Source organism: Paraburkholderia sp. BR14312, assembly GCF_040948675.1.
In the GTDB taxonomy this organism is placed as follows: Bacteria; Pseudomonadota; Gammaproteobacteria; order Burkholderiales; family Burkholderiaceae; genus Paraburkholderia; species Paraburkholderia nodosa_A.
The window spans coordinates 151657-170684 of record NZ_JBFPKI010000012.1; the positions used below are offsets into that span (position 1 = coordinate 151657).

General features: G+C 65.0%; 17 protein-coding genes. 12 read left to right on the top strand and 5 right to left on the bottom strand.

Translation table 11 applies throughout. The annotated features are described in order from the left end of the window. The first annotated feature begins 22 nt into the window (after nucleotides 1-22). The 3 genes from AB3X98_RS30370 to AB3X98_RS30380 are packed head-to-tail and all read left to right on the top strand — an operon-like array spanning nucleotide 23 to nucleotide 2780. Nucleotides 23-1297, top strand: coding sequence for a branched-chain amino acid ABC transporter permease (locus tag AB3X98_RS30370; RefSeq protein ID WP_368605010.1), 1275 nt, complete (start codon nucleotides 23-25; stop codon nucleotides 1295-1297). Next, complete coding sequence (locus tag AB3X98_RS30375) at nucleotides 1294-2061, top strand: ABC transporter ATP-binding protein (protein WP_368604963.1); 768 nt, start codon at nucleotides 1294-1296, stop codon at nucleotides 2059-2061. Before AB3X98_RS30370 ends, AB3X98_RS30375 begins: the two co-directional genes overlap by 4 nt. After that, nucleotides 2061-2780 (top strand): ABC transporter ATP-binding protein, encoded by a 720-nt coding sequence (locus AB3X98_RS30380; protein ID WP_069261455.1) that lies wholly within the window; start codon nucleotides 2061-2063, stop codon nucleotides 2778-2780. The genes AB3X98_RS30375 and AB3X98_RS30380 overlap by 1 nt, the downstream gene beginning before the upstream one ends. 39 nt (nucleotides 2781-2819) lie before the next feature. Here AB3X98_RS30380 and AB3X98_RS30385 read toward each other — a convergent pair whose 3' ends face one another. Continuing rightward, on the bottom strand, nucleotides 2820-4007 hold the full coding sequence (locus AB3X98_RS30385) for a DUF2235 domain-containing protein (RefSeq protein ID WP_368604962.1): 1188 nt from the start codon (nucleotides 4005-4007) through the stop codon (nucleotides 2820-2822). Between the two features lie 591 nt (nucleotides 4008-4598). On the opposite strand from AB3X98_RS30385, the gene AB3X98_RS30390 reads away from it, so the two are divergent. Then, a complete protein-coding gene (locus AB3X98_RS30390) occupies nucleotides 4599-5798 on the top strand; it encodes a succinylglutamate desuccinylase/aspartoacylase family protein (RefSeq protein ID WP_069261453.1) in 1200 nt (399 codons plus the stop codon). Nucleotides 5799-5931: 133 nt separating this feature from the next. Here the strand turns inward: AB3X98_RS30390 and AB3X98_RS30395 are convergent, their stop codons facing one another. Next, complete coding sequence (locus AB3X98_RS30395) at nucleotides 5932-7332, bottom strand: GntP family permease (RefSeq protein ID WP_368604961.1); 1401 nt, start codon at nucleotides 7330-7332, stop codon at nucleotides 5932-5934. 193 nt (nucleotides 7333-7525) lie between these two features. On the opposite strand from AB3X98_RS30395, the gene AB3X98_RS30400 reads away from it, so the two are divergent. Together AB3X98_RS30400 and AB3X98_RS30405 are read left to right on the top strand one after the other, a co-directional pair. Beyond that, nucleotides 7526-8146, top strand: a complete 621-nt coding sequence (locus AB3X98_RS30400) for a BON domain-containing protein (RefSeq protein ID WP_368604960.1) — start codon at nucleotides 7526-7528, stop codon at nucleotides 8144-8146. A gap of 158 nt (nucleotides 8147-8304) precedes the next feature. Continuing rightward, on the top strand, nucleotides 8305-8526 hold the full coding sequence (locus AB3X98_RS30405) for a hypothetical protein (RefSeq protein WP_368604959.1): 222 nt from the start codon (nucleotides 8305-8307) through the stop codon (nucleotides 8524-8526). 16 nt (nucleotides 8527-8542) lie between these two features. Here AB3X98_RS30405 and AB3X98_RS30410 read toward each other — a convergent pair whose 3' ends face one another. Beyond that, a complete protein-coding gene (locus AB3X98_RS30410) occupies nucleotides 8543-9793 on the bottom strand; it encodes a helix-turn-helix transcriptional regulator (RefSeq protein WP_368604958.1) in 1251 nt (416 codons plus the stop codon). Between the two features lie 384 nt (nucleotides 9794-10177). On the opposite strand from AB3X98_RS30410, the gene AB3X98_RS30415 reads away from it, so the two are divergent. The 4 genes from AB3X98_RS30415 to AB3X98_RS30430 all read left to right on the top strand — a co-directional run bounded on the left by AB3X98_RS30415 (nucleotide 10178) and on the right by AB3X98_RS30430 (nucleotide 15570). Continuing rightward, a complete protein-coding gene (locus AB3X98_RS30415; protein WP_069261448.1) occupies nucleotides 10178-10405 on the top strand; it encodes a hypothetical protein in 228 nt (75 codons plus the stop codon). 105 nt (nucleotides 10406-10510) lie between these two features. Beyond that, on the top strand, nucleotides 10511-10804 hold the full coding sequence (locus tag AB3X98_RS30420) for an H-NS family nucleoid-associated regulatory protein (RefSeq protein ID WP_368604957.1): 294 nt from the start codon (nucleotides 10511-10513) through the stop codon (nucleotides 10802-10804). Nucleotides 10805-11367: 563 nt separating this feature from the next. Further along, nucleotides 11368-12969, top strand: a complete 1602-nt coding sequence (locus tag AB3X98_RS30425) for a peptide chain release factor 3 (RefSeq protein WP_069261446.1) — start codon at nucleotides 11368-11370, stop codon at nucleotides 12967-12969. Between the two features lie 237 nt (nucleotides 12970-13206). After that, nucleotides 13207-15570: a GNAT family N-acetyltransferase gene (locus AB3X98_RS30430; RefSeq protein WP_368604956.1), complete on the top strand. Its 2364-nt coding sequence runs from the start codon at nucleotides 13207-13209 to the stop codon at nucleotides 15568-15570. An 18-nt stretch (nucleotides 15571-15588) separates the two neighbouring features. Here AB3X98_RS30430 and AB3X98_RS30435 read toward each other — a convergent pair whose 3' ends face one another. Both AB3X98_RS30435 and AB3X98_RS30440 read right to left on the bottom strand, forming a co-directional pair. Further along, the gene (locus AB3X98_RS30435) at nucleotides 15589-16134 is read right to left on the bottom strand and encodes a hypothetical protein (protein WP_368604955.1); all 546 of its coding nucleotides are present in this window, start codon (nucleotides 16132-16134) and stop codon (nucleotides 15589-15591) included. A gap of 122 nt (nucleotides 16135-16256) precedes the next feature. Beyond that, nucleotides 16257-17090 carry an IclR family transcriptional regulator gene (locus tag AB3X98_RS30440; RefSeq protein WP_256094445.1) on the bottom strand — a complete coding sequence of 278 codons (834 nt, stop codon included), beginning with the start codon at nucleotides 17088-17090 and terminating at the stop codon, nucleotides 16257-16259. Nucleotides 17091-17292: 202 nt separating this feature from the next. On the opposite strand from AB3X98_RS30440, the gene AB3X98_RS30445 reads away from it, so the two are divergent. Further along, nucleotides 17293-17622: a UxaA family hydrolase gene (locus AB3X98_RS30445; protein WP_368604954.1), complete on the top strand. Its 330-nt coding sequence runs from the start codon at nucleotides 17293-17295 to the stop codon at nucleotides 17620-17622. Nucleotides 17623-17664: 42 nt separating this feature from the next. Continuing rightward, on the top strand, nucleotides 17665-18978 hold the full coding sequence (locus tag AB3X98_RS30450; RefSeq protein WP_368604952.1) for a UxaA family hydrolase: 1314 nt from the start codon (nucleotides 17665-17667) through the stop codon (nucleotides 18976-18978). The last annotated feature ends 50 nt before the right edge of the window (nucleotides 18979-19028 follow it).

The window sequence follows — 19028 nt, forward strand, 5'->3', positions numbered from 1 at the left end:
TCAGGCCGGCGCCGGTTCGGCCATGCAACGCCACGGATGGCTGCAGTCCGCGCATTCGCTGCGCTGGATCATCTGGGGCACCACGGTGCTCATCATGCTGGTGCTGCCGCTCGTGTTTTCCAGCGGCTTTGCGATCGCATTGCTCTCGCAGATGGGCATCATGATCATCTTCGCGCTCTCGTACAACATGTTGCTCGGGCAGACCGGCATGCTCTCGTTCGGGCACGCGGTGTACTCCGGGCTCGGCGCATTCGTGGCGGCGCATGTGCTCAACCAGATCGGCGCGAACCATTTCCCGTTGCCCGTTTCGATGTTGCCGCTGGTCGGCGGACTCGGCGGCATGCTGTTCGGCGTGCTGTTCGGCTACGTGACCACGCGCAAGTCGGGCACCACCTTCGCGATGATCACGCTCGGCATCGGCGAAATGGTGGCGGCGAGTTCGCTCATGTTTCCCGGCTTTTTCGGCGGCGAAGGCGGGGTGCCGACCAATCGCACGGTTGGCCATGCGGTGCTCGGCATCACGTACGGCCCGGCGATCCAGGTGTACTACCTGATCGCGGTGTGGTGTCTCGTGTCGATGATCGCCATGTACGCGTGGACGCAGACACCGCTCGGCCGTATCGCCAACGCCGTGCGCGACAACCCCGAGCGTGCGGAATTCGTCGGGTACAACACGCAGCGCGTACGTTTTTTCGTGATGGTCCTCTCGGCGTTCTTCGCGGGCATTGCGGGCGGCCTCTCGGTGATCGACTTCGAAATCGTGACGGCGGAGAATGTCGGCGCCGCACAGTCCGGCGGCGTGCTGCTCGCGACGTTCATCGGCGGCGGGGCGTTCTTCTTCGGGCCGATCATCGGTTCCATCTTGTTCGTGCTATTCGCGGTCGCGTTGTCCAATCTCACGCCGGCATGGTTGCTGTACCTCGGCCTTTTCTTCGTGCTGGTGGTCATGTACGTGCCGGGCGGCGTGTCGAGCCTGCTGATGAAGCAGGTCCCTCTCATTGCGGCTCGCAAGCTGAATCGCATGCTGCCGTCCTATGCGGCGGCGCTGGGCGCCGGGATGATTCTGCTTGCGGCGCTCGTGCTGACGGTCGAACTCGTCTACAAGGTGCAGATCGATAGCGACAACGGCACGGCCATGGCGTTCTTCGGCCTGAACTTCGATGCGGCGTCGTGGAAGCCCTGGGCCGTCGCCGCGGTGCTGTGGGCCGTGGGCGCACAGGCGGGACGCCTCGCGGGCGCGCGGGTGCGCGACGCGTGGGAGGGCGTGCAACGGGAAATCGCGGGGAGCAACGCATGACGGCCGCACTGGAATTGCGTGACGTGCGCAAGAATTTCGGGCGCACGGAGATCATTCGCGGCGTCGACCTGAGTATCGCGCAGGGCGAACGTCATGCGCTGATCGGTCCCAACGGCGCGGGCAAGTCGACCACGTTCAACCTGATTTCGGGGCGCATGGCGCCGAGTTCCGGCACGGTCAAACTCAACGGCGCCGAGATCGGCGGGCTGCCGCCGTACAAGATCAACCGCATGGGGCTCTCGCGCAGCTTTCAGGTGACGAACATTTTTCATCGCCTTTCGGTGTTCGAGAATGTGCGCTGCTCCGTGTTGTGGTCGCTCGGCTACCGGTATTCGTTCTGGCATCGGCTCGAGCAATTGCGCGACGCGCGCGAGCGCGCCGAAGAAGTGCTCGAGCTGATCGGCCTGCAGGGCCGCCACGACACGCTTGCCGGACTGCTGACCTACGCCGAGCAGCGCGCGCTCGAAATCGGCATCACGATCGCGGGCGGCGCCAAAGTCATCCTGCTCGACGAACCCACGGCGGGCATGAGCCGCTCGGAGTCGGATCATGCGGTGGAGCTGATTCGCCGGGTCACCGTCGGCAAGACGCTGGTGATGGTCGAGCACGACATGAGCGTCGTCTTCGGCCTCGCCGACCGCGTCTCGGTGCTCGTGTACGGCGAGGTGATCGCCACGGACACGCCACAAGTCATCCGTAACAACCGCCGCGTGAAGGAAGCCTATCTGGGCACCACGCTGGACGAACCCGCAGGTGCACATTGATGGCGACCGCGAATTCCATGCTTCAGGTGCGCGACCTGCATGCGTACTACGGCAAGAGCCATATCCTGCACGGCGTCGAGATGCAGGTGGGCGAGGGCGAGATCGTCGCCTTGCTCGGACGCAACGGCGTGGGCCGCTCGACGCTCGCCAAAGCCATCATGGGGCTCGTGCGGTGCGAGGGGCAGATTCTGCTGCGCGGCGAGGAAGTGCGCGGACTGCGCACCTTCGAGGTTGCGCACCGGGGCATCGGCTACGTGCCTGAGAACCGCGATATCTTCCCGACGCTCACCGTGCGGCAGAACCTGATGCTCGGCGAAAAGCGCATCCGTTCGCGCCAGAAGCCGCGCTGGCAGTTCGACGACATGTACCGGATGTTCCCGCGCCTGAAGGAGCGCGAGGACACGCCGGCGGGCCTGCTGTCCGGCGGCGAGCAGCAGATGCTGACGCTGTGCCGCACGCTCATGGGCGACCCCGACCTCATCATCATCGACGAGCCGACCGAAGGGCTCGCGCCACTCGTCGTCGCGCAGGTGGGCGAGTACCTGAAGACGCTGAAGGCGCGCGGCATTTCGGTGCTGCTCGTCGAGCAGAAGCAGGCCATCGCGCTCGATATCTCGCAGCGCGTGTACGTCATGGGGCACGGCCAGATCGTGTTCGAGGGGACGCCGCAGCAGTTGAAGGCCGATGTGCGCGTTCGCCAGGAATGGCTCGAAGTGTAGGGCGCGCTTCGAGCGTTCGGTCTGCGGAAGACATTGCGCTTAGCGTGCGGGCAAGTTACCCGGTGAGTAGTTGGGCTGCTGGCCGTTGGCCCCAAAAAGATCTTCGGGTTGACCGTTCATCCGCTGCCGTATGTTGTCGTTGACGACCATGCCTTCCGGGAACGCCCGCGGTCCCACTCCGGCGGCCAGCCAGGCACGGTCCTCTACCCATTCGCGGTGTCGCGGCCCCAAGGGGTTGGACTGGACGGCAACGGGCGGATGAAGGGCGAACTTCAATCCGACGTCAGTGTGCTGCAACCTGTCGACGATCCAGACTAGCGGGCCGTCGGAGAGGCCGTGATCGGGGTAGCCGCCGCCGACATCGCAATGACCGCCGGGAAAGAGCGCTTGCGTCACGTTCGGGTTGGGATTCCACAAGGTCGGTTCGAACGGTCTGCGTTGCTCGTCGAGCGAAACCGCGTGCACGCCGAGGCCAATGTCCGGGTTCAACGTCAGATCGCAGAACCGGAACAGATCGATGGCGGAACCCTCGTAGTAGATGGGAATGCCGAGCGAACCCACCGTATCCCAAACCGCCACGGCGGTGACTTTTGCGTTCACGAACGAGTTGGCATCCAAAGGCTTCGGGTTGGAGAAGGCGCGATGGATCGTCAAGAACTCCGTCACGCCGTCTGCGATCTTCTGGAACGTCGTTTCGTGGCCGTGTCTCCATCGATACCACGCTGCCACTGCGGTGTCGTAACGTTTCTGATCGTCGATCGCGGCGAGATCCGGCCGAAGCAGACCCTGTCCCGCAATCAGTCCCGCAAGGGCTCGCGCGGTGTACGCGCCGCGGCTGAATCCGACGATCACGATGCCGTCGCCGGGCTCGAAATTGCGCGAAATATACGTATAGCCGCGCGCGATTCGAGCGACGACGCCGACCCCGAATGCGCCGCCAGCGACTTTATCGAGCAGTTGCTGGGAATTTCCGACGCCGTGAATGTATTTCGCGATCTGTACGGGTGTGCCGTTGGCGTCTGCAAGCGCCTTTTCCATCTCGAGGCCACCCCAGTTGCTTCCTTCGGGCAGCAGGTTTCCATCGAGCCACGCGAAAAGCTTGCATACGTTGGTCAGTCCCGGCTGGCACCCTGCCGCGGCGTCAGGCGCGGCACCGTCGCCTTTTCCTGCCGGATCTTCGGGGCCGTTCCACGTGCCGTCTGCGCAAAAGACTATCGTTTTGGACATCGCCGGCTCCTCACAGGCAATTCAGTCGCTATCCACGGAACATTTGTTCGCTATCCTGATTATTGTCCGGTGCGTTAACTCAGCCGATGCGGCATGGCGTGCGATGCGCGTGCCGAACATCAGGTCTACAAATATAGCTTCTGCGTTCCGGATTGCGAGGTCAGGAATGTACGAAGGCGCACGTACGACAGGGGCGGCAGTGCTGAAGTGGGCCGCAGGGGCCCCGGCGGGTCAGCTGAACTGCTCTGAGGGGGGCTTTCGCATGGGGGAAGCAAGCTTCCGCGCTTCGGGGGAGAATGCATGTCGACGCGCCCTCGCAGACGTGCGAAAGGCGGGAGCGCGGTTTTGGCGGCGAGCTTCGAAAGGCTGAGCAGGAGGCCTGTTCGAAGTCACTAGCCGGAAACGAATGCAGACGTTAGCAGATGTTCTGAACTGACCGACAGTCGCCGTAATCGGCGGCGGCACGACTCCCCACAGAGTGCCTGGCGGCCGCCAGCGTAGCCGGCATTATCGCAATGCCATTCGCGGTAACCGGTAATCCGTGAGGCGCCGTTGACTGATCTCTCCCCACTACGTCAGGACCTCGCCATCATGCAAGACGAATCGGAAGATGTTGTCGCTCGTCGCGACTTCATGAAGAAGGCCGTTGCGCTGGTCGGCGCAACATCCGCATTGGTCTCGCAAAGCGAGGCCGCAAATGCCCAAGGCGCCAATGCGCCGACCGCCGGGGGCCCGCAAGGGACGGGGACGGTTTATACCGGCGATGTGATCCAGGCAAAGAAGGTCATCAGCGCGCTCGACGTCGGCGACCTCGAGCGTGGCAAGACACACAAGTTCTACTTTCAGGGCGTGCAAATGCCGACGGGGCAGAACTGGTATGTGTCGGTGATCGTTGTCCACGGTGCGAAGCCGGGCAAGCGCGTCGCGCTGATCAGCGGGGTGCATGGCGATGAAATGAGCCCCGTGCATACCATCCACAGCGTGATAAGCCAGCTCGACCCCGCGCAGATGTCAGGCACCGTGCTGGCGGTGCTCGACGTATCGCGCCCCGCGCTCGAGGCCATGGAGCGCAGATGGCCCAATTCCGCACTTGGAATCGGCCTCATCGACATCAACCGCGAATGGCCGGGCAACGAGAATGGCGGCAGCGCGCCGAGCCGGCATGCGGGACTGCTGTTCAACCGGCTGTTGAGGCCGAACACCGACTACGCACTCGATTTTCATACGGCCACGACCGGCATGGATTTGACGTCCTTCAATCTGGCCAGAATGGAATTGCCGGAGGCGCGAGCCATGGCGGAGCTTTTTCCGATCAAGCAAATCTTCGACAACCCCGCCTATCCCACGCTGCTTGCCAATGCATTCATCAACGTGGGGATTCCCGCAATCACGCCCGAGATCGGTTCCGCGCGCGTTTTCGATTTCGACATGATTCCGTCGTTCGTCGAAGGCACGATGAACGTGCTCAAGCGCTACAACATCGTATCGGGTCCGATGGGGCGCACTGGACGAGACGTCGGGACCTTCGTCGGCAACAGCGGCCACTCAGTCATGTCGACGCACGGTGGATTCGTCGAACTGCTGGTCAAAGTCAATGACAAGGTCAACGCGGGCCAGAAAGTGGCAATCCAGCGCAATACCTTTGGCGAAGTGGTCGCGGAGTATACGACCGAAGTCACGGGCGAGGTGACGGGACGACGAACCGACGCCACGGCAGAGCCCAGAATTCCGCTCGTGATGATTCTTTATCAGAGCGCGGCAAAGGAGATTCCGGAGGACTTTTCTGAATGAAATCGGGTCGGGCAGGGCAGGGCGACACGAGTTTGCCGCCCTTGTTTCAGAAGATATGGACACGCTGCAACTTGAGTTTCCGGAGAAAGAAAAACTCAAGTTGTTTCACCAGTGCCGCTGCGAGCACCCCACGTCAAACAATCCCCGTCGCATAGTACACAGCGATGACGAAGAAGACGGCCAACGTCTTGATCACCGTCACCGCAAAAATGTCCCGATACGACTCGCGGTGCGTGAGCCCCGTAACCGCGAGCAGCGTGATGACCGCGCCATTGTGCGGCAGCGTGTCCATGCCGCCGCTGGCCATGGCCACCACGCGGTGCAGCACTTCCATCGGAATATGCGCTGCCTGTGCGTTTTTGATGAAGAGATCCGACATGGCCGCGAGCGCGATGCTCATGCCGCCCGATGCCGACCCCGTGATACCCGCGAGCGCGCTCACCGAAACGGCGGCGTTCACGAGCGGATTCGGAATGCTCTTGAGCGCATCGCTCACGACGATGAATCCGGGCAGCGCCGCAATCACACCGCCGAAGCCGTATTCCGAGGCGGTATTCATCGAAGCCAGCAGCGCCCCGGCCACGGCCGCCTTCGTGCCGTTCGCGAAGCGGTCTTTCACGCGGCCGAACGCCGTGACGATCACGAGCACGATACCCGCGAGCAGCGCGCCCTGAACCGCCCAGATCGCCACGACCTGCTTGACGGTGGCCGTGACCGGCGTATGAATGCCGGGCAGCACTTCGGGCGGCACGGTCACGGTGTCGCCGTACCAGACGGGAATCCAGTGCGTGAGCAGGAAGTTCGCCACGCCCACCAGCACGAGCGGCGCGACGGCGAGCAGCGGGTTGGGCAGGTGTTCGGTCTTGACGTGTTCCGGTTCGTTCACGAGCGAGGTGCCGTAGCCTTCGCCTTTCGACATCGCGCTGCGGCGGCGCCATTCGAGGTACGAGAGGCCCACCACGATGATGAAGAGCGAACCGGTCACGCCGAGCGCAGGCGCGGCCCACGCGGTGGTCTTGAAGAACGTGGTGGGAATGATGTTCTGGATCTGCGGCGTGCCGGGCAGCGAATCCATCGTGAACGAAAAGGCGCCGAGCGCGATGGCGCCCGGCATGAGGCGCTTCGGAATATCGCTCTGGCGATAGAGTTCGGCGGCGAACGGGTAGACGGCGAACACCACTACGAAGAGCGAAACGCCGCCGTACGTGAGCAGCGCGCAGACGGCGACGATCACGGCGTTGGCGCGCGAGCGGCCGATATAGCGGATGGCGGCGTGCACGATCGCTTCGGAAAATCCCGATAGTTCGATCACCTTGCCAAATACCGCGCCGAGCAGGAACACAGGAAAGTAGAGCTTCACGAAGCCCACCATCTTTTCCATGAAGATGCCCGAAAAGACGGGTGCAACAGCGGCGGGTTCGGTGAGGAGGACCGCGGCGAGCGCGGCGATGGGCGCGAAGAGAATCACGCTGTAGCCGCGGTACGCGGCAAGCATGAGGAACGCGAGGGCGGCGAGAACGATAACAAACGACATGGAGTCTCCTGCGGATCGATCGCGTTGCGCGATTCAGCTTGCTGCGTGTGTGATGGCTTTCGCTGCGTCCTTTCGTGCGGCGAGGCCGTGGTGCGTCGCAGCGATTGTAACGAAAGGATTTATCTCGTTATTGCGAGCGTGGCCGCTCGGTCCTATCGTTGCGCAGAAGAGCGAGCCGCAGAGGTGCCAGTCAATGAGTGCAATCGGTAATGGCGGGCCAGGTGCGTGGCGCGTGCGGGCGGTGCAGACAGCGCGGCTTGCGGCGGCGCTTGTTTGCGTGGGCGCTTTTGCGGTCATTTGGGCGGGCGCAGCGTTCGCACAATCGCAAGCCGGCGCTTCCGCGCCCGGCTCAAAGGCCGAGAACACGACGAACGCGCCGGATACCCAGCGCAAGAACTGGTACAACGACCCGTTCTTCGCGCTGTCGAACGCGATCAGCGCCTGTCCGCAGCCGCTCGGCCCGCGGATGACGAAAGCCGAAGCCGATGACGACGCCCACTATCGCGTGGAGCGCGGCACGACCTGCTGGCTCGCGCACAAGTGCTCGAAGCCGAACTCGTATCTTTACGATGCGGACATTGCAGCGGCGATTCGCCAGCAACTGCAAGGCGATGCCCTGTTTGCGGGCACGAGCATCTGGATCACGGTGCAGCGCCGTTTCGTCTACGCGGAGGGATGCGCGGGCCCTGGCTTCGACAGTGCGGCGCTCGAGCGCCGGCTCGCCGCGATTCCCGACGTCGAGCAGGTCTTCGTACGCGTGAGTTCGGACCCGCAAGGCGCGCTGCCGTACAAGACGCTCTCGACCGCGCCCTGAGCGCGTGCACGCGGCGCTCGCGGCGATGCATCGCACATGGCTCGCGGCGTGGCACAATCGCAACGTCGAAAAACTAGAAGCCCGTTGGGGTGCTCCAAATGACTCGTCCTGGTTCGTCGTTGTTCCGTTTGCACAGATTGCCGTTCGCGGCGTGTGCGTTGACCTTGATCGCAGGGCTGGCTGCGTGCAGCAGCGGCCCGCCGCTGTTCCTGTCGGACGGCCGTCCGACGATCCAGGTGCAATGCCCGGCCTCGGGCGATCGCGATTCCTGCGCGCAGCAGGCGCGTGCCCGTTGCGCCGGCGCAGGCTACGACACCGTCGCGACCTCGACCGACAACGGCAACTACACGCTCGTGTTCGCCTGCCGCAAGGCCCAATAAGCCTCTCGCGCCCCGCTCAGCCCTCGGCGGCGGCGCTCGGTCCGCGCGCCGGCAGGTTCAGCAAAAGGCGCAGCAGGTCGGGCTGGCGGCGCGTCGCCGTCTTCTGAAAGATCGATTGCAATTGTTTGCGCACGGTGTCGTGCTTCACGCCGACGTGCGCGGCGATTTCCTTTTGCGTGAGACCTTCCGCAAGCAGCAGCGCAATACGGCATTCGGCCGGCGAGAGATCGAAGGCCGTCGCGAGCACCCGCTCGTCGACCAGCGGCGCGGAGCGCGGGTGATAGAAGGTCAGCGCCGCGAAAGCGCGCAATTCCGGGGCCGAGGCGTCGTCGGCCGTCACCACGTTGTAGAACGCGTAGAGCACCTCCTGCTGGCTCGCCGAGGCCTGCGCGCGGCCCCGCCCATCATGGGTTTGGCCGTGCGGGTCCGTTGCGGCCGCAGCATCGGGCGCATCCGGCGCGAGCGTGCCGTCGGCGGCCCCTACGATACGCAACGCGCGAAAGCGCGCCGCCGCAGCCCGCGCGCCGCTCATGCGGTTGCGCAGGCGCGCCTCGCTCACGGCGATGTCCTCGAGCAGGCGCGCGTGATAGGGCGCCGCGAGCGTGATGCGCCGGCCGCGCACCCGCACGAGCGAGGTCGCCTTCAGGAGCCGCTGTGCGGCCTCGTTGCTATGGAGCACCTCGCCCAGCGCGCTCACGAGCATGGCTGGCGGACGTGAGCGGTTTGCAAGCGTGTCGGCGTTCAAGGCAAAGCGGCGCAGGTACAGGCGCACCGCGCGCACGAGGTGCGGCGTGAGCCGCTCGAGCAGCTCGCGGTGCTCGCCCGGGAGCGGCCCGGCCTGGGCGTCCACACGGCACGCGAGCATAACGGCGAGCCCGTTCTGTTCGATCAGCTTGCACAGCGCCGCGCAGCGATGGCCTGCCTCGAGCGGGCAGAGCTCGAACCCGGCTGAGCAGTCGCCGTCCGCGCAGTCGAGCTCGATGCCGCAATGCAGCCACTTGCCCGGCGGGTAAGCGCGCAGCCATGCCAGGCGCGCATCGTCGCGGTACAGCGGCCGGATGCGCTCCAGCGGTTCCGCGCCGGTGAGTGCGAAACCGTCGCTCCAGGAAAATAGATCGCGCTGCCGGTCAAAGGCATACAAATGAACTGACGCCACTCCAGTCGCTTCGCGCAATTGCGCGCAAAAATCCTTCCAGGCGCAAGGATTATCGAGGGTGTCGTAAATAAGGTGCAGCAGGCGATCGTATTGTAATTCGTTTGTTTTCACGCCATTCTCGTTGTTCGTATTGTGAAAGACTGATGGCAGCAAAATGCGCTCCGCATAGCGTTCCACAATTGAGGAATATACAGGCGCAATAGCCCCCGTTAATCTGCCTTTCGATATGGATGCGGATACAACCGCGAGCGTGGACGAGCGGCCTCTGGAATTCCGTGCGGTATCCAACGGATAGCCGGTCGCGCTGGCTTTATTCTGGTCTGACAGTACGAACAAAAGCAGTCAATCCGCTGCGGCGTGCATTTAGCACGGTCAGCCGGCGCGATTACCAAGCCGACCGATTATCCGCGGCGTGCGGAAAAGCGGCGATGCGACGAAAGTGAGTGCGCGCTTTTTGTGCGCGCTCGATAAAACTTGTCATTACCGGGGGCAGCGATGAATCATCACCAACTCGAAAAGGACATTGAGCATCTCGAACATATCATCGGGCGGCTCTCGGGGCGCGACCGTATTCCGCTCTCTTATTGGCGCGGCCGGCTCGAGTCGGTTTCCGGCGAGAACCTCGTGCCTTCGCAGGTGCAGCGCGTGAAGCGGCTCAACGAAGCGCTGCGCGCGCTCGAAAGCCGTCTGTCGCACGAATCGCTTGGGCAACGCGAACGGTAACGCCAACGTTTGCGATAGCGTTGTAAAAATGCGCGCCTGCATCGTCGCACGGGCTCCAAACCGGTCACAATGGCACTCTCTTGACCGAACTGGAGATGCGTTTTCATGCCGAGCTACAAGCAACTGACCGCCCAGCTGGAGAAGCTTCACAAGGAAGTGGCTGCGGCGCGTGAAAAGGAAATTGACCAGGCGATCGCCGAGATCAAGGAAAAAATCGCGGAGTACGACATCACCGCGGAAGAAATGGGCTTCACGAGCCGACGTGCAGGCCCCGCGCGCAAGAAGGCGCTGCCGGCCCGCTACATGAACCCGAAAACCGGCGAGACCTGGAGCGGCCGTGGCCGCGCGCCGGGCTGGCTGGCGGGCAAGAACCGCGAACGCTTCCTCATCAAGGAATAACGGGCCAATTCCTGCCAGGCCGTTGCACCAGGGGTGCGCAGCACCCGCCGTGACGGCCGCACCGTATTGAGTCCCGAAAAAGCTCACCTCAGGTCCCGCGCGGCGCGCAGCGGCATGCCGCAACGAGCGGGACCAGGACGCTCACGCAGCGCTTGCATGTCTGTGGCGAAAGGAAATTCTCGTGAAAACGGGGGCGTCTCGCGAGCGCGGCGGGTGCACGAAGCTGTCGACGGTGCGCTCGCATCGAGGTCCTGTAAAAGCTCACCTTTGCCAACGCGGCGCGAACCAGCGCGTCCAACCCGTTCGAACCCCATCAAACCTTTAGTCGGCGGGGCGAATGCCGTGTATCATTCGGTCCCGGCGCCTTTTCGCTTTTTTGCGCGGGCATCCGCGGGACATTCCCGATCGCTCGTGCTATTTGCCGTGCGTCGCAGGCAGCGCACTGCTCGCCGCACGCGCCGTAAGCGTTGCTTGAAAACGCGCCCGCAAGCGCCGCCGCGCTCGCCGCAACCCCCGCCGCGCGGCCCGGTTGCCCGAATTCATCTGTGATACCCGCCCTATCCATGTCAGTAGCCGAACTCAGACGCCGCCGCACGTTCGCGGTCATTTCTCACCCGGACGCGGGCAAGACCACGCTCACCGAAAAGCTGCTGCTATTTTCGGGCGCGATCCAGATCGCGGGCACCGTGAAGGGCAAGAAGAGCGGCCGCTTCGCGACCTCCGACTGGATGGAGATCGAAAAGCAGCGTGGCATTTCGGTCGCCAGCTCGGTCATGCAGTTCGAGTACGGCGACGCGGTCATCAATCTGCTCGACACGCCGGGCCACGAGGACTTCTCGGAAGACACGTACCGCGTGCTCACGGCGGTCGACGCCGCCGTGATGGTGATCGACGGTGCGAACGGCGTGGAAGCGCAAACGCTCAAGCTGCTCGAAGTCTGCCGCAGCCGCAAGACGCCCATTCTCACGTTCATCAACAAGCTCGACCGCGAAGTGCGCGAGCCGCTCGACCTGCTCGACGAAATCGAGCAGCACCTGGGCGTGGCTGCCGTGCCGTTCACCTGGCCCATCGGCATGGGCAAGGAGTTCCAGGGCGTGTACGACATCCAGCGCGACCAGGTACGCGTGTTCCGCGCGGGTCAGGAGTCGCTGGGCGGCGCGGTGGAAACGCTGCAGCACATCAGCGACGCCGATGGCGAAGCGCGCTTCGGCTATCACTGGAAGCGCACCAAGGAAGAAGTCGAGCTGATCACGGGCGCGACGCCCACCTTCGATCGCGACGCCTTCCTCGCGGGCGAGCAGTCGCCGGTGCTGTTCGGCTCGGCGATTAACAACTTCGGCGTGAAGGAAATTCTCGACGCGCTGGTCGATCTCGCGCCGCCGCCGTCGCCGCGGATGGCCGTGCAGCGACCGGTCTCGCCAGAAGAGCCGAAGTTCACGGGCGTCGTGTTCAAGGTGCAGGCCAACATGGACCTCGCGCACCGCGACCGCGTGGCGTTCATCCGCGTGTGTTCGGGCCATTTCGAGCGCGGCATGCAGCTGAAGGTCACGCGCAACAACAAGACCTTCCGCGCGAATAACGTGGTGAGCTTCCTGTCACAGCGCCGCGAGACCGTGGCCGAGGCGTACCCTGGCGACATCATCGGTATTCCTAACCACGGCACGCTGAGCCTCGGCGACACGCTCACCGAAGGCGAAGACCTGCAATTCACGGGTCTGCCGTTCTTCGCGCCGGAAATCTTCCAGACCATCGAAGTGGTCGATCCGATGCGCGCGAAGCAACTGGGCGAAGCGCTCAAGCAGCTTGGCGAAGAGGGCGCGATCCAGGTGTTCCGCCCGATCCACGGCGGCGCGACGATCCTGGGCGCGGTCGGCCAGCTGCAGTTCGAAGTGGTGTCGCACCGCCTCGCGGCCGAGTACAAGGTTGCCGTGCGCCTGATGCCCGCGCGCTATCGCCTCTCGCGCTGGGTGACCTGCGACGATCCCGCCGAACTGCGCCGCTTCACCGATTCGTACGAGGCCCGCATGGCCTACGACGCGTCGAACGCGCCGACCTATCTCGCCTCGCACGTCTCCGAAATCGAGGTCGCGCAAAAGGCCTGGCCGAAGATCGTGTTCAACGAGCTGCGCGAGCATTCGGGCGCGCCGTTCCGCAAGTCGATGTAACACACACGGCGCGCTCGCGCCGCGTTCACAGACCAGGCAAAGTCCTTCTCGCGCATCGTGGTGCCACACGCCCAGGGCGGCGTGCGGCGCCATGCCGCCGCATCTGCGCTCATAGGCGCCGGGCGAAATACGCGCAGCGCCTGCGCGCTTGCCCTATCCTCTTCTCGTAACGGTAAAAGACGACAAACCGGCGTTCGCCTCTATGGCAAGCGCCTGTCCGACCGACGAGGAGTGCCTGTGACCGTACGCAATCTCGATGCAGTGTTCCAGCCGAAATCCGTGGCCGTGATCGGCGCTTCGCAGCGCCCCGGCAGCATCGGCAGCATGGTATGGCGGCGGCTGATCGAAGGCGGCTTCACGAGCCCGCTGTGGGCCGTCAATCCGCGCCATGCGGGCGACTTCGAAGCCTTCGACGGCCGGCCCGTGCTCGCCGACGCAAGCGACCTGCCCGAGGCGCCCGGCGTCGCGATCATCTGCACGCGGCCCGCCACGTGGCCCGCGCTCGTGCATCGCTTGGGCGGCATGGGCACGCGTGCGGCGATCATCGTCGGCGAGGCGAGCGACGAGGCCGATCAGGCCGACCTGCGCCACGCACTGGCGGCGGCGCGCCCGCATCTGCTGCGCATCGTCGGCCCCGGCAGTCTCGGCGCGCTCACGCCCGCGCTCAACGCGCAGCTGGGCGCGGCAGCGTCGATTGCGCGCAAGGGCGGCGTGGCCTGGGTGTCGCAGTCCAACGCGCTCACCAACGCGGTGCTGCGCTGGGCCGCGCCGCGCGGCCTGGGCTTTTCGCACGTGATCGCGCTCGGCGACGAAGCCGACGTCGACGTGGGCGACGTGCTCGACTACCTCGCGAGCGACCCGAGCACGCGCGCGATCCTGCTCGAAGTGGACACGATCCGCGCGGCGCGCAAGTTCATGTCGGCGGCGCGCGCGGCGGCGCGCAACAAGCCTGTGCTCGCGCTGAGAAGCGGCCGCGACGACAAGGGCGATGCGCTCTACACGGCGGCGTTCCGGCGCGCGGGTCTCGTGCGCGTCGACACGCTCGACGACCTGCTCGACGAAATCGAAACGCTCGGCGTGGGCCGCGTGGCCGCGAGCGACACGGCCACGCTCATCACGAGCGACCGCGGCGTGGCGACACTTGCGCGCGACGCCTTCATGAAAGCCGGCGACACGCTCGCCCGCTGGAACGACGAAGCGCTGGCGGCCGTCCAGGCCGCGCTGCCGCACGCGCAGGCCGGCAATCCGCTCGTGCTCGGCGACACCGCGAAGCCCGAGCACTTCGGCCTCGCGCTGCAAACGCTCGCCACGCACCGCTCGAGCGGCACGGCGTTCGTCGTGCACGCGCCCACCCACAGCGCGCCGGTGGACGCGGTGGCGCGCACGCTGATCGAGCAACAGCGTTTCGCGTATCGCGGCATGCTCGCGTGCTTCTTCGGCGGGGTGGACGAAACCACGCGCGACGAACTGCACGCGCACGGCATTCCGGTACACACCACGCCGCGGCGCCTCGCGCGCGCGTTTGCCCGTCTCGTCGATTACCGGCTGGGCCGCGAGCTCTTGATGCAGACGCCGGAGACCATGCCCGCGCAGGGCCCGGCCGCGATCGAGGCCGCGCAGGGCAAAGCGCGCGCGGCGCTGGCGGCCGGGCGCACGGAACTGAAAGGGGAGGAGGCGGGCAGACTGCTGGCCTTGTTCGGACTCGCCACGCAGGCGCAGGACGAACCGGGTGTGAAGCCCGTGGTGGATGTGTCGGTCGAGTTTCGCGACGACGACAACTTCGGCCCGGTGTTCCGTTTCGCCGCGCCTTCGCCGGACGACTTTTCGCCGCCGCTGCGCGTGTACAGCCTGCCGCCACTGAACCCCGTGCTCTCGCGCGACATCGTCGCGCACTCGCCCTATGCGCGCTACGCGGCGCCCGAGCCGACGCTGGCCGCGCTCACCGAGCTATCGCAGTTCGTGTGCGAGGTGCGGGAAATCGTGGGCTTGCGTCTGACGCTGCGTGTGCTGCCCGAGGCGGTCGTGGTCGTCGCGCCCTGCCTGCAGCTCGCGGAAAAGCGCAGCCGCTTCGCGATCATGCCGTATCCGCGGCGGCTCGAAGAAACCATCGACTGGCACGGCGAGCGCCTCACGATCCGCCCGATCCGTCCCGAAGACGAGGAGATGCACCGCACGTTCGTCGAGTCGATGACACCCGACGACTTGCGCCTGCGCTTCTTCTCGGCGGTGCGCAGCTTCGATCACACGCAACTCGCACGCATGACGCAAATCGACTACGACCGCGAGATGGCGCTGATTGCGGTGGTGCATGGCGAGGACGGCCAGCCGCGCACGCTGGGTGTGGTGCGCGCCGTGGCCGATCCGGACAACGAGACCGCCGAGTTCGCGGTCGCGATTCTGTCGAATCTCAAGCGCGGCGGCCTTGGCCGCTTGCTGATGTCGCGCATCATCGAGTACGTGCGCTCGCGCGGCACGCACTGGCTGCTCGGCGAGGCGCTGCGCGAGAACGCGCCGATGATCGGCCTCGCGCGCGCCTGCGGCTTCACCGTCACGCCCACGGAAGACCCGGGCGTGGTCGGCTTTCGCATGCCGCTCGACTGAGCCGGCGCACCTCGCTGCTTAGGCGGCCAGCTTCGCGAGCGCGTCGTCGATCTGGCCGCGCGTGAGTGCGAGCTCTTCAAGCCAGGCCTCGCCGTACTGCGCGCCGGTTTCCTTCTCCAGCCGCGCGATGGTCGCAGCGCAGCGCGCGGCGTCCTTGGGCGTGGCGATGAACGCCTTCACCGACTGGCCGCCCTGGAACGCCTCGAACAGCGGCATGCGGATTTCCTCGGGCAGCGCGCGCGTGGTCCACTGATGCGTCTTGCCGTTGAAGGTGAGCGACGGCGGCAGCACGCGCTCCTTGCGCGTGGCCGGAATCAGGCCGAAATTGCGCGCGGCTTCGGCTATCTGCTCGGCCGTGAACAGCTCCTCGGGAGCGATCTCGAATTGCGCGATGGCGGTTTCGACGGTCTTCATCGCGTCGTCGCGGTCGTCGCGCTTTTTCTGTGCGCGCGCGACGATATCGCGCAACTCGTCGGCTTCGTCGGCCGAGATCGTGAAGCTCGCCTGTTTCTGCTGAAGCTCGGAAAAGCGCTGGAATTCTTGATCGGTCAGGAGTTTCGCCATGGGTTTCGAATGCGCGTGAGCCGCTTGCCCGCCGGTTTGCGGCAGCGCGCGCGGCGCACAGGTTTTTTTGAGAGGGCCGCCATTCTAACCGTTTTGCGTGGCCGGCTTGAGTCCACCGGGCGTCAGGCTGCGCCGTCCTCGCGGAACATCGACAAGGTCTGCACGGTCGCGCTCAGCATTTGCGTCGCCTCGTCGAGCGAGGGCGCGACATAGTCGTCGATGCGCTTGAGGAACGGGCAGGTGAGCGCCGCGATCGCCTGACCCGAAGGCCCGAGCACCGGAAACGTCACGTCGGTCACGCCGAAAATCTGCTGACTGTCCTTGCGCGAGAAGCCCGCCTCGCGCACCTGCTCGCACGCGGCTTCGAGCGCCGCGTGATCGATCGCCACCTCGCCCTTCACCTTCGTATGCTCCGCGAGCATGTGCGCGCGCTGCTCCGGCGTTTGCCAGGCGAGCAGCGTGCGGCCCGAACTCGTGTCGACGAGACCCACGCGCGAACCCAGCCGCACCGCGATGCCCCATGTGCCCGGCCCGTCCACCTGGGCGATCACGAGCAGGTTGCCGCGGTCGTAGACGGTGAGATGGCACGACTGTTCGGCTTCGTCGGCGAAGCGCTGCATGAGCGGCAGCGCTTCCGAGATCAGGCGCTCCATGGGCGGGTGACGATGGGCGAGCGCGAAGAGTTTCAGGCTCAGCGCATAGCGGTCGCCGCCTTCCGAACGGATAACGTATTGCCGCGCCACGAGCCGCTCAAGCATGCGGTAGATCTCGCTCGCGTTGCGTCCCAGCGCCTTCGTGATCTCGGCGCGCGTGAGGCCGGCGCGCTGTTCCGCAAGCAGTTCGAGGATGTCGAGCCCCTTGTCCAGCGCGGGCGCGCGATAGCGATCGGCGTCGTCTTTCTCGTCGGCTTCCTCGGGCACGTTGTCCATCTGACTTTTCTTCGTGTTCTTTTCCATTCGATCGTCCCCAGGGAAATCACGGACCCATGCTGCACTGCACATCGCTTGACCTTGGGATGTGCGTATATGAATAATGCATTCACTGGTGAATAAACGCCAGCGTCGTCAGGTTGGGAAAAGGCAGTTGCAACAGGTCGCGGGCGCGGCGGCATTTCGCTCGATGGCGACAAGGGCGCAGGATTAAACGCGGAGACGATCTGTGAACGGCAACGCACCCCATACCGACGCACGCCTGATTCTGCTCGCGCCCGAGGACAACTGCCTGATCGCGGCAGCGCGTCTGGCAGCGGGCGAAACGGTAGAGATAGAAGGCGAGCGTGTGACGCTCGCCAGGACGATCGAACTCGGTCACAAGGTGGCGCGCCGCGCGCTCGCACAAGACGAGAAGGTGCTGCGCTATGGCGCGCGCATCGGCCACGTAAACGAGCCGGTGGCGCGCGGCGAGCATCTGCACACGCACAACCTGGAAAGCGATTACTTGCCGACCTACACGCACGACGCGGGGCACGAATTCGTGCCGCACAAGTAACGCCACCATGATGCGGCACGCGCCGCGAGCAGGATTCATGTTATGAGCGATAGCAACGTCACCCCTTCACGAGCCGCCGCGCCCATGCTCCAAGGCTGGCTGCGCAACGACGGACGCAAGGGCATACGCAACGTGGTTGCGGTGGCCTATCTCGTGGAATGCGCGCACCACGTGGCGCAGGAAATCGTCGCGCAGTTCCGCGAACCCCTTGGCGCGTTCGACGATCCGCCCGCGCTGCAGCAGCCAGAAGCGCCGCCGGTGCATCTGATCGGTTTTCCGGGCTGTTTCCCCAACAGCTACGCCGAGAAGATGATGAAGCAGCTCACCACGCATCCGAACGTGGGCGCGGTGCTGTTCGTTTCGCTCGGCTGCGAGAGCATGAACAAGCACTATCTCGTGGAGCAGGTGCGCGCGAGCGGCCGTCCGGTAGAAGTCCTGACGATCCAGGAAAAGGGCGGCACTCGCAGCACGATTCAGTACGGTCTCGACTGGGTGCGCGAAGCGCGTGCGCAACTCGCCGCGCAACAGAAAGTGCCGATGCGCCTCGATGAACTCCTGGTCGGCACGATTTGCGGCGGCTCGGACGGCACGAGCGGGATCACCGCCAACCCGGCTGTGGGCCGCGCCTTCGATCAGCTGATCGCAGCGGGTTCGGCCTGCATTTTTGAGGAAACCGGCGAGCTGGTGGGCTGCGAATTCCACATGAAAAGCCGCGCCGCAAGACCCGAACTGGGCGAGGCGATCGTCGCGTGCGTGGCCAAGGCGGCGCGCTATTACTCGATTCTGGGCCACGGTTCGTTCGCCGTCGGCAACGCGGACGGCGGCCTCACCACGCAGGAAGAGAAGTCGCTCGGCGCGTATGCAAAAAGCGGCGCCTCGCCGATCGTGGGCATCGTGAAGCCGGGCGACGTGCCGCCCACGGGCGGTCTCTATCTGCTCGACGTGGTGCCCGATGGCGAGCCGCGCTTCGGCTTTCCGAATATCAGCGACAATGCGGAAATCGCGGAGCTGATCGCGTGCGGCGCGCACCTGATCCTGTTTACGACAGGGCGCGGGTCGGTGGTGGGCTCTGCGCTTGCGCCGGTCATCAAGGTGTGCGCGAACCCGCTGACCTACCGCAACCTCGCCGGCGACATGGACGTGGACGCGGGCCGCATTCTCGAAGGGCGCGCGACGCTCGACGAAGTGGGGCGCGAAGTGTTCGACCGCACGCTGGCCGTCGCGGGCGGCGAGCGTTCGAAGTCGGAAACGCTCGGGCACCAGGAGTTTATCCTCACGTACAAGCGCTTCGAGCCCGTCGGCCCCGCATGCCTGCCCGCCAGTGCGCGCGTGCCGATCGTCGAAGCCGCGAACTGAAACTCGCAGTCGGATGATTTCGTTGTGGAAACAACCATCTCCAGGAGGAG